Here is an 8,859-nt window from a genome sequence, read left to right as displayed (position 1 = left end):
GTTAATATGGCATTTACGATCAACAAATTGATCAGCTCCGTGGTTTACCCGATAATGCTTTTTATAGCCCAGGTCTACAAGGCCATTATAGCCACGCCATCCATCAGAGTGGATGATGCTATCAGGATCCACTCGGCCGCGTATGATGGCTTGGAGCGTGGCTTTCGCGCAATCAGGGACGACTTCAGTGTATACTTTACCCCCACGTTTAAAGATGCCAAATACCGGCGTCTTTCTATAGGCCCCTCGTCCCCGTTTACCCTTGATTCTTTTACCACCAAAGTAGGATTCATCAACTTCGATTTCTCCTTGAACGGGAGACTGTTGCTCACAATACTCGGCGATTCTTTTCCTGATAAGAGTCAAATACCGGTTAACAGTATTTCTATTTAAACCAATTAAAGAGGCGATCGTTTTGGCTTCCAAATCATGGACAAAATACCTGATCAAAAGCCTGAATTTAGCCTCTGAAACTTTTGCGCGTTTTACATATCTATTTTTTAATGTCATGACAGGAACTTAGGCTATTATTTTAGCCCTGTTCTAGTCAAGACCCCTTTTCTTTTATTTCATCGGGGCAATCCGCGGATTTTTAGAAAATATAGTACCACACCAAACGAGGTTGGATTGCGGCAGTTTAAAACTCAGAGAGAGGATACGGATTGAATCTTTCCAGCATTATCGACCGGGCCGCCATAAATTTTGCGGACAAGACGGCTTTGGTCTCAGACCGGCGCCGCTTCACTTACGGACGCCTTAAATCTGCGATTGAGCGCGTCGCTTTTTATCTCAGCGAGCATGGTATTGGCCGTGGAGACCGGGTCGCTATATTTATGCCCAACCGCCCGGAATGGGTGGCGGCCTATTACGGCATCATCCGGCTGGGCGCTGTGGCGGTCTGTGCAAGTTCAGCCTACAAACACAAGGAACTGGCGCACCTGTTCAATGATTGTCCGGTTTCGGCGATGATAACCTCTGACGCGCTTTTGCCCCAGGTTCCGCAACAGGAGGCGGTTCCGAGCCTGAAAGATGTGGTGGTTTGGGAAAATGACAGACATTTGGCATCTGTTTTCGATAGCCGTTCGGCTCTCAACAAACCCTTTCGGCCGGTGGATTGTGATGTAAACGACGAATGTGCGATTCTTTTTACCGGCGGCACGACCGGCACTCCCAAAGGCGCGATGTTGACCCACTGCAACATTTTATACAGCGCCCAAAACGTGTGCTACCACGAGCGGGCGGTTCCTGAGGATGTGGCCCTGTGTTTTTTACCCTTAAACCATGTGTTTGGCGGCGTTCACATCATGAATTCGACGCTTTACGGCTGCGGCACCCTGGTGCTTCACAAAAGCTTCGATATGGATCGGCTGCTTTCCTCGGTTCAAAGTGAGAAAATCACCCGCCTCTATTCCGTTCCGACCGTATATATCCGCTTATTGGGTACCCCCGACAGCCGCAAGTATCTTACATCGGTCAATTACTGTTTTTCGGCGGCAACCAGCATGGCCTCTGAAATCGTGCGCCGGTGGCAGGAAAAATTCAACCTGATCATACACGAAGCTTATGGAATGACCGAAACGTCTTCGCTGGTTACCTTTAATCACCTTTACCGTCATAGGGTCGGATCGGTGGGCACCCCGGCGGGCGTTGTCGAAATAAAAATAGTGGACAAGGAAGACAACGAACTGCCACCCGGCGAATCCGGTGAAATCATCATTCGCGGTCCCAATATCATGAAAGGGTATTTCAACAAAGCTGAAGAGACCGGTAAGGTATTGCACAACGGATGGCTGCATTCCGGAGACATCGGCCGGCTGGACAAAGATGGGTACCTGTATATCGTTGACCGCATCAAAGACCTGATCATCAGCGGCGGGTTGAACGTCTATCCGACTGAAGTGGAGGAGATCCTTTACACCCATCCGGCGGTCGAAGAGTGCGCGGTGATCGGCATGCCCCACCCCGAATACGGCGAGGCGGTTTCGGCGTTTGTTAAAAGAAAGCAAGGCCGCGAGTGCTCCGAAAAGGATTTAATCGATTATTGCAAAAAGCACATTGCCTCCTACAAGGCGCCCAAGAAAATTCTGTTTGTTGAGGAGCTGCCAAAATCCCCGGCCGGAAAGATTTTAAAACGCGAAATCCGCAAAGCGTTTACAGGAGAATGATTCAGGAAAATGATTGTTTGGAAATTATAAACAATGGAAACGGAAAGAAACGTTTTACTGCAAGTTGACCGCTTGATGCTAAGTTTCGGCGGCGTTTTTGCCCTTAACGAGGTCAGCCTGAACGCCGGGGAAAATGAAATCCTGGCCGTCATCGGACCAAACGGGGCCGGCAAGACCGCCCTGCTCAATTGCATCAACGGCTTCTACAAACCCCAAGAGGGCGAGATCTATTTCGATGGGAAAAAAATTACCCGTATGCGCCCCGATAAACTGACCAAACTCGGCATTGCGCGAACCTTCCAGAACATCGAGCTATATACGGGGCTCAGCACTCAGGATAACATCATGGCTGCCCGGCATGTGCTGATGAGGCAGAATTTCATTGACGGTGCGCTCTACTTTGGCCGGGCGCTGCGGGAAGAAATCGCGCACCGCCGGGTTGTCGAGGAAATTATCGACTTCCTGGAAATGGCGCCGATGAGAAAACGAGTCGTCGGCGTATTACCGTACGGCATGCAGAAAAGAGTCGAGTTGGGGAGAGCACTGGCTTTGGAGCCGAAAGTTCTGCTGCTCGACGAGCCCATGGCCGGGATGAATCTGGAGGAAAAGGAGGACATTGCCCGCTTCATTCTTGACATCTTTGAGGGGCAGGGGGACACCTACCCGGACACCCCGGTTCTCAGGGATGGGATTCGCAGCATCATTCTGGTCGAACATGACATGGGGGTGGTGATGGACATCGCCGACAGGATAGTGGTCCTTGATTTTGGACGCAAGATTGCCGAGGGAACTCCGGATGAGATTAAAACGAATCCGGAGGTTATCAGTGCCTACTTGGGCAAGGAAGGATGAGGTTTCGGGTGCAAGAAAAGAAGCTCAAAGCTGAAAGCTCATAGCTCATAGTTAAAAAAGGCTGATAGAAAGACAAAATGCTGCAAGTCAACAATATCGAAGTCGTCTACATGAATGTCATCCGGGTGCTGCGCGGTGTATCGCTGACGGTGGACGACGGCCGGATCGTGGCGCTGCTCGGAGCCAACGGCGGCGGCAAAACCACGACGCTCAAGGCCATCTCGGGGATGCTCAAGACCGAAGAGGGCGAAGTCACCTACGGCAGCATCGAGTTTAACGGCAAGCGCACAGAGCGGCTGGGTCCCGAACATATTGCGGTTTTGGGCATCAGCCAGGCCATGGAAGGACGCCGGGTTCTCGAACACCTCAGCGTCGAGGAGAATCTGCTCGTGGGTGCTTACTGCCGCAAAGACCGCCAAGGCGTCAGGCAGGATCTTGAGATGGTCTTTGAATATTTTCCGCCCATCAAACGCCTCCGCCGCCGGATGAGCGGGTATCTGTCCGGCGGTGAACAGCAAATGCTGGTGATCGGGCGGGCCCTCATGGCGCGTCCTAAACTGATGCTGCTGGATGAACCGTCGCTGGGCCTTGCGCCGCTGATGGTGCAGGAAATATTTGCAATTATAAAAAAAATCAACGCAGAGCAAAAGATGGCCATACTTCTGGTGGAACAAAATGTCAGAGCGGCCCTGGGTATCGCCGATTTCGGCTATGTGTTGGAAAACGGCCGGGTGGTTCTGAGCGGTCCGGCCGAAAATTTAAAGGATAATGAGGACGTGCGCGAATTCTATATGGGGCTGTCGGCAGTCGGCTCCCAGAAGAGTTATCGTGAGGTCAAACACTACCGGCGCAAAAAACGGTGGTTGGGTTAGGGGGGAAGTAACGATCAGGATGGAGCAGCTCTACCAGGAAAAGGGTGATACCTGGCCCAAGATACTCAAATACAATTACGAAAAATATGGCGCTCGACGCCGCGCGATGCGCCGCAAACACTATGGCGTCTGGCAGCCTTTTACCTGGAAGGACTATTATCTCGATGTGAAACATCTGGCACTTGGTCTGCTGGCTTTTGGCTTCGGGCCCGGAGACAAGTTGCTGATCATCGGCGACAATGCCCCCCAGTGGTATTGCGCCGAGCTGGCCGCTCAGGCCAATCACGGCCTGTCCGTGGGATTGTTCTCGGAACTCCTGCCGGCGGAAATAAAATACATTGCGGACACCTGTGAGGCACGCTTTGCGGTTGTTGAAGGCCAGGAGCAGGTCGATAAGCTTCTCGAAATTAAAGACGCGCTTCCCCTTCTTAAAAAAGTTATTTACTGGAACTACAAGGGGCTTGCTCACTATGATGATGAGATTCTGGTCGGATACAGGGCGGCTCTGCAATTTGGACAAACTTATGAGGCCGAACACCCCGGCCTTTTCGAGCAGAATGTGGCCGGCGGCAAAGCGGATGACGAATGCGCCATCATCTACACTGCGGGGACAACAGGGGCCGTGCCCAAAGGAGCCGTCCACACCCACCGCACATTAAAAGCAGGCGCCGCCTGTCTGCTGCGGCTGGATCCTTGGACTGAGAATGATAATGTCGTCCCCAACCTGCCGCCCGTCTGGATCAATGAGCAATTGATCTGCATCGGCTGCCACCTGCTGTCGGCCGGCATCCTGAACTTTGCCGAAGCACCGGAAACCCAGCAGCGCGACAGCAGGGAAACCGGACCCAGCATCGTATTTTACGGGGCGCGGCTATGGGAAAGCCAGGCCGCTGCGGTTCAGGCGCGAATCATGGGTTCGGATGCCGTCAAGCGGTTTGCCTACCGGCTTTTGATGCCGGTCGGCTATAAAGCCGCCGATTTGAGATACCGCCGGCAAGCCGCGGGAACAGGGGTGAAGCTGCTTTATTATTTGGCGGATATTTTCCTGTTCAGATCCATCAAACACAGCCTGGGGTTGTCAAATGCCAGGATCTGCTATTCGACCGGTGCGATACTCAGCCCGGTTGCCTTCAGGTTCTACCACGCCCTGAATATTCCGCTCAAAAGCCTGTATGGAACTGCCGAAGGAGGGGTGCTCACCGGCGCCGGGAATGATGAGATCCATTTTGAGACGGTCGGACCTCCTCAGGCGGGAACGGAGGTTAGCATCAGCGCCTGCGGTGAAATAAAATATCGGCAGCCGGGGATTTTTACCGGCTATTACAAAGACCCCGCGGGGACGGCCGCCGTGCTGGAAGACGGTTGGTTTCACACCGGCGACAGCGGCTCGGTTCGGGAAGACGGGCACATCGTTTTTACGGATCGGCTCAAAGACCTTGTGCAACTTCCCGGCGGCCATAAAGTGGCTCCCCAGTTGATTGAAAGCCGACTGAGAGCCAACCCCCATATAAAAGATGCCTGGGTAGTGGCCGGTCCGCAAGGTGCCTGCCTGGCGGCGCTTATCGTCATCAACTATGATACCGTCAGCAGATGGGCGGGCCGGAACAGGTTGGCGTTTACCTCTTTTGCCGAGCTTTGCCGGGCGCCCGAAGTTTACGAGCTGATAAGACAGGACATCGCAAGCGTCAACCAAACGATGCTGGCCGGCGCCAGGGTAAAAAAATTCATCAACCTCCCCAAGGAGTTCGATCCCGACGAAGGCGAGCTGACCAGAACCAGAAACCTGAGAAGAGCTTTTCTGGATGAACGCTACCGCAGCTATGTGGATGCTCTAAAAAAAGACGAGGACACGGTGCCCATCGATGCCCGGGAGGCAAAGCGTGACGGGGGGACGGGCGCCGGCGAAACATGGCTTCGAATCCAGTCTGTCGAAGGAGCCGGCTGATGACTTTTTTTCTGCAACTAATCGTAACAGGCTTTTCCCAGGGCATGATCTATGCGCTGATCGCGATCGGCTTTGTGATCATTTTAAAATGCTCCGAGGTGTTTAACATTGCCCAGGGGCACTTTGTTTTGATCGGCGGCTATCTCGGCTGGACCTTTCTGGTGCCGCTGGGGTTACCGATATGGGCAGCGCTGCCGGCGGCCATCGCGACGGCCGCCATCATGGGGCTGCTCATCGAGCGGCTGATGCTGCGCCCGATGATTGGGCAGCCGGTCCTGGCCGTGGTCATGATGACCATCGCGCTTTCCACGGTGTTGGGCGGGCTGGCAACGCTGCTCTGGGGCGCCGAGTACAAGGCGTATCATGGATTGCTGCCGACGATAACCATGAGGGTCGGTTCCATATCGATCCCTTCGGAGTCTTTGATCGGGCTTATCGTCTCTGTTGTCTGCGTGGCGATACTTATGTTCGTTTTCCGCTACACCAAGATCGGACTGGCCATGCGGGCCACGGCCGAAGATTTGCAGGTGGTGCAAAGTGTGGGCATCAGGGCGACAACCGTCTACGCCGTTTCTTGGGTGATTGCCAGTGTCGTCGGTGTCATCGGCGGCATTCTGCTGGGGGGCGTCTCCGGCGCGAATATGGAGCTCGCCGATGTCGGCCTCAAGGCATTCGCGGTCGTACTTCTGGGCGGGACAAATTCCGTCGGCGGAGCCATTGTGGCCGGAATCATACTGGGGATGCTTGAAAACGTCGCAGCCGGGTACCTGGATCCATTGCTGCCCGGCGGCGGACTGGCCCAGGTATTCCCGTTTTTCGTGATGATCGTCGTGCTGGTATTCAGGCCGCACGGGCTCTTTGGTCTTGCGCATATAGAAAGGGTTTAGCCGATGGGTTTGCGTACCGGAACTTTTCACGAAAATTATGCCGAGGATATGGCCGTCTTTCAGACCAGGCTGCAGTGGGGCGCTTCGGCGGCGCTGGTTTTCTTGCTATGCATCTGTCCCCTTTTTTCCAGCGACAGGATGCTGACCATTCTGACTACGATAGGTATCGCCGTAATCAGCGTCCACGGTCTGAATATTCTCACCGGTTACTGCGGGCAGATATCCATCGGCCATTCGGGGTTTATGGCGGTCGGCGGCTATACCTCCGCAATTTTGTGCGCCAAGCTCGGCTGGCCGTTCTGGGCAGCGCTGCCCTGCGGTGCTGTGGCGGCGGGAATTGCAGGTTTGCTCTTCGGCCTGCCGTCATTGAAAATCAAGGGCTTTTATCTTATTATGGCGACCATTGCGGCCCAATTTATCATTATCTGGTTCATCATACAGCTGCGCGGTATCACCGGCGGTACGGATGGGCTGCTTGTGCCCAAACCGATGCTGGGCCCCATCGCGCTGAGTTCCAAAACCAACTATTACTACCTGGTAATGATTTTTGCAGCTCTGGCCACGATCACGGCGCACAATATCGTCCGGACCAGGGCCGGAAGGGCCTTTATCGCCATCCGGGACAACGACCTGGCGGCGGAGGTCATGGGTGTCAGTCTGTGGAGCTACAAGCTGCAGGCATTTTTTATCGGCTGTATTTATGCCGGCGCGGCCGGATCGCTGCTGATTCACTATGTGCGATTTGCCAGCATCGAACAATTTCCGTTTATGGATTCCGTGTGGTACTTGGGGATGTTGATCGTGGGAGGCATGGGAAACACGGCCGGCGCGATCTTTGGGGTGATTGCCCTCAAACTGCTGGATGAACTCGTCACCATTATCGGACCGGTCCTGGCCGCCGCCGTCGCCCCGCAGGCCGCTGCTTCGCTGGCACTTATTTCCCATGGGTTGATTATCATCATCTTCCTTATCTTCGAACCCCGGGGGCTTCATCACAGATGGGAAATGATCAAAAATTACTTCAGGCTGTGGCCCTTTTCGCATGAGGCGTTGGAATAAACCCCATTGTTGCATGTACTATATGGCCAAGGATGGAGAAATGGTGAAGGGCTGAGTAATGAGGACTGAGGACTGAGAGTGAGAAGTGGAGAAGTGGAGAAGTGGGGAAGTGGGGAAGTGGAGAAGGTGGGAGACTGGCATCGTCCTAACATATAGACTGTCAAGTTTGACTGAAGGCAATTGAACTTTCCAAACCAAATAACAAACCAGCAGAAAGGAGATAAGTCATGGCTAAAAACAGATGGATGTTAGCAACTTTCGCGGTCATTTTGATGGTGGCAACAACTTTATGCACCGCCGATGCACAAGCCGAGAAAGTCCTGTATGTCGGCGGCACCCAGTCGCTGACCGGGCCATTTGCCGAGGATTCAGCGGCCGTCTTGGCCGGCATCGAGGACTATGTCGCTTATGTAAATGAAACCAAAAGCATGGCTCCGTGGCGCGATGAGAAATTTCCCGCTGATGTAAAACTGGAAGTGCTGTGGCGGGATGACGAGCTCAAGCCGCCCAAGGCGCTGTCGATTTACGAAGAGCTCAAGGCCAAGGGGATGCTGGTCGCCCGGATATCGGGATCTCCCATAGCTTTGGCGCTCAAGGACCGATTATGGGAAGACCAGATGGGAGCCACCAGCATGGCCAGTGGGTCCTACCTTTTGACCCCGCCGCAAAGTATTTTTACCTATTACCCGATCTATACCGATTCCTGTGCCGCCATCGCCGACTGGTTCAAGGCGAACTGGAAAGAAGCGAGAAAGCCGAGAGTCGCCTACCTGACGGCCGACAACGCCATGGGCCGGTCGATCGAGATCCCTGAGATGAAAGCCTATCTCGAAAAGATCGGTTATGAGTTTGTGGGGACCCAGTATGTGCCGCTGGTACCGACATCGCCGCCCACCACCCAGCTTACGTGGCTGAAACAAAAAGGGGTGGATCTTGCCCTGGGTGTCATGATCAATCCCGGTTCGCAGCCAACGGTCAAGGAGATGGTCAGACTGGGGATGGGACCGTATCAGGATTATAAAATGACTTTCGGGGTCGCTCTGCCGGGACACGCCGCCGTGTTCGCCGAGGCCATGGGC

At 54.0% G+C, this 8,859-nt stretch carries 8 protein-coding genes; 7 read left to right on the top strand and 1 reads right to left on the bottom strand.

Annotation, left to right across the window (positions count from 1 at the left end):
- Window positions 1–510 (bottom strand): IS1595 family transposase (locus tag LJE94_19245; protein MCG6912234.1); only part of this gene is annotated, 510 nt, incomplete at its 3' end.
- A 152-nt stretch (window positions 511–662) separates the two neighbouring features.
- Here LJE94_19245 and LJE94_19240 point away from each other — a divergent pair.
- The 7 genes from LJE94_19240 to LJE94_19210 form a co-directional block, all read left to right on the top strand.
- Window positions 663–2,165, top strand: a complete 1,503-nt coding sequence (locus tag LJE94_19240) for a long-chain-fatty-acid--CoA ligase (GenBank protein ID MCG6912233.1) — start codon at window positions 663–665, stop codon at window positions 2,163–2,165.
- 33 nt (window positions 2,166–2,198) lie between these two features.
- Entirely contained in the window at window positions 2,199–3,017 is an 819-nt protein-coding gene (locus LJE94_19235; protein MCG6912232.1) for an ABC transporter ATP-binding protein, read from the top strand.
- A 77-nt stretch (window positions 3,018–3,094) separates the two neighbouring features.
- Window positions 3,095–3,889, top strand: a complete 795-nt coding sequence (locus tag LJE94_19230) for an ABC transporter ATP-binding protein (GenBank protein ID MCG6912231.1) — start codon at window positions 3,095–3,097, stop codon at window positions 3,887–3,889.
- A 19-nt stretch (window positions 3,890–3,908) separates the two neighbouring features.
- Window positions 3,909–5,834 carry an AMP-binding protein gene (locus tag LJE94_19225; GenBank protein ID MCG6912230.1) on the top strand — a complete coding sequence of 642 codons (1,926 nt, stop codon included), beginning with the start codon at window positions 3,909–3,911 and terminating at the stop codon, window positions 5,832–5,834.
- Window positions 5,834–6,721 (top strand): branched-chain amino acid ABC transporter permease, encoded by an 888-nt coding sequence (locus LJE94_19220; GenBank protein ID MCG6912229.1) that lies wholly within the window; start codon window positions 5,834–5,836, stop codon window positions 6,719–6,721. The genes LJE94_19225 and LJE94_19220 overlap by 1 nt, the downstream gene beginning before the upstream one ends.
- Window positions 6,722–6,724: 3 nt before the next feature.
- Complete coding sequence (locus LJE94_19215) at window positions 6,725–7,780, top strand: branched-chain amino acid ABC transporter permease (protein ID MCG6912228.1); 1,056 nt, start codon at window positions 6,725–6,727, stop codon at window positions 7,778–7,780.
- Window positions 7,781–8,007: 227 nt separating this feature from the next.
- Window positions 8,008–8,859 (top strand): ABC transporter substrate-binding protein (locus LJE94_19210; protein MCG6912227.1); only part of this gene is annotated, 852 nt, incomplete at its 3' end.

This window comes from Deltaproteobacteria bacterium, from assembly GCA_022340465.1.
In the GTDB taxonomy this organism is placed as follows: Bacteria; Desulfobacterota; Desulfobacteria; order Desulfobacterales; family B30-G6; genus JAJDNW01.
Note: the sequence above shows the minus strand (reverse complement) of the source record. Positions and strands in the feature narration are given on the sequence as shown.

Coding starts and splice junctions, on each gene's coding strand:
- LJE94_19235 (MCG6912232.1), top strand. CDS start 2,199: ATGGAAACGGAAAGAAACGTTTTACTGCAAGTTGACCGCTTGATGCTA.
- LJE94_19230 (MCG6912231.1), top strand. CDS start 3,095: ATGCTGCAAGTCAACAATATCGAAGTCGTCTACATGAATGTCATCCGG.
- LJE94_19225 (MCG6912230.1), top strand. CDS start 3,909: ATGGAGCAGCTCTACCAGGAAAAGGGTGATACCTGGCCCAAGATACTC.
- LJE94_19220 (MCG6912229.1), top strand. CDS start 5,834: ATGACTTTTTTTCTGCAACTAATCGTAACAGGCTTTTCCCAGGGCATG.
- LJE94_19215 (MCG6912228.1), top strand. CDS start 6,725: ATGGGTTTGCGTACCGGAACTTTTCACGAAAATTATGCCGAGGATATG.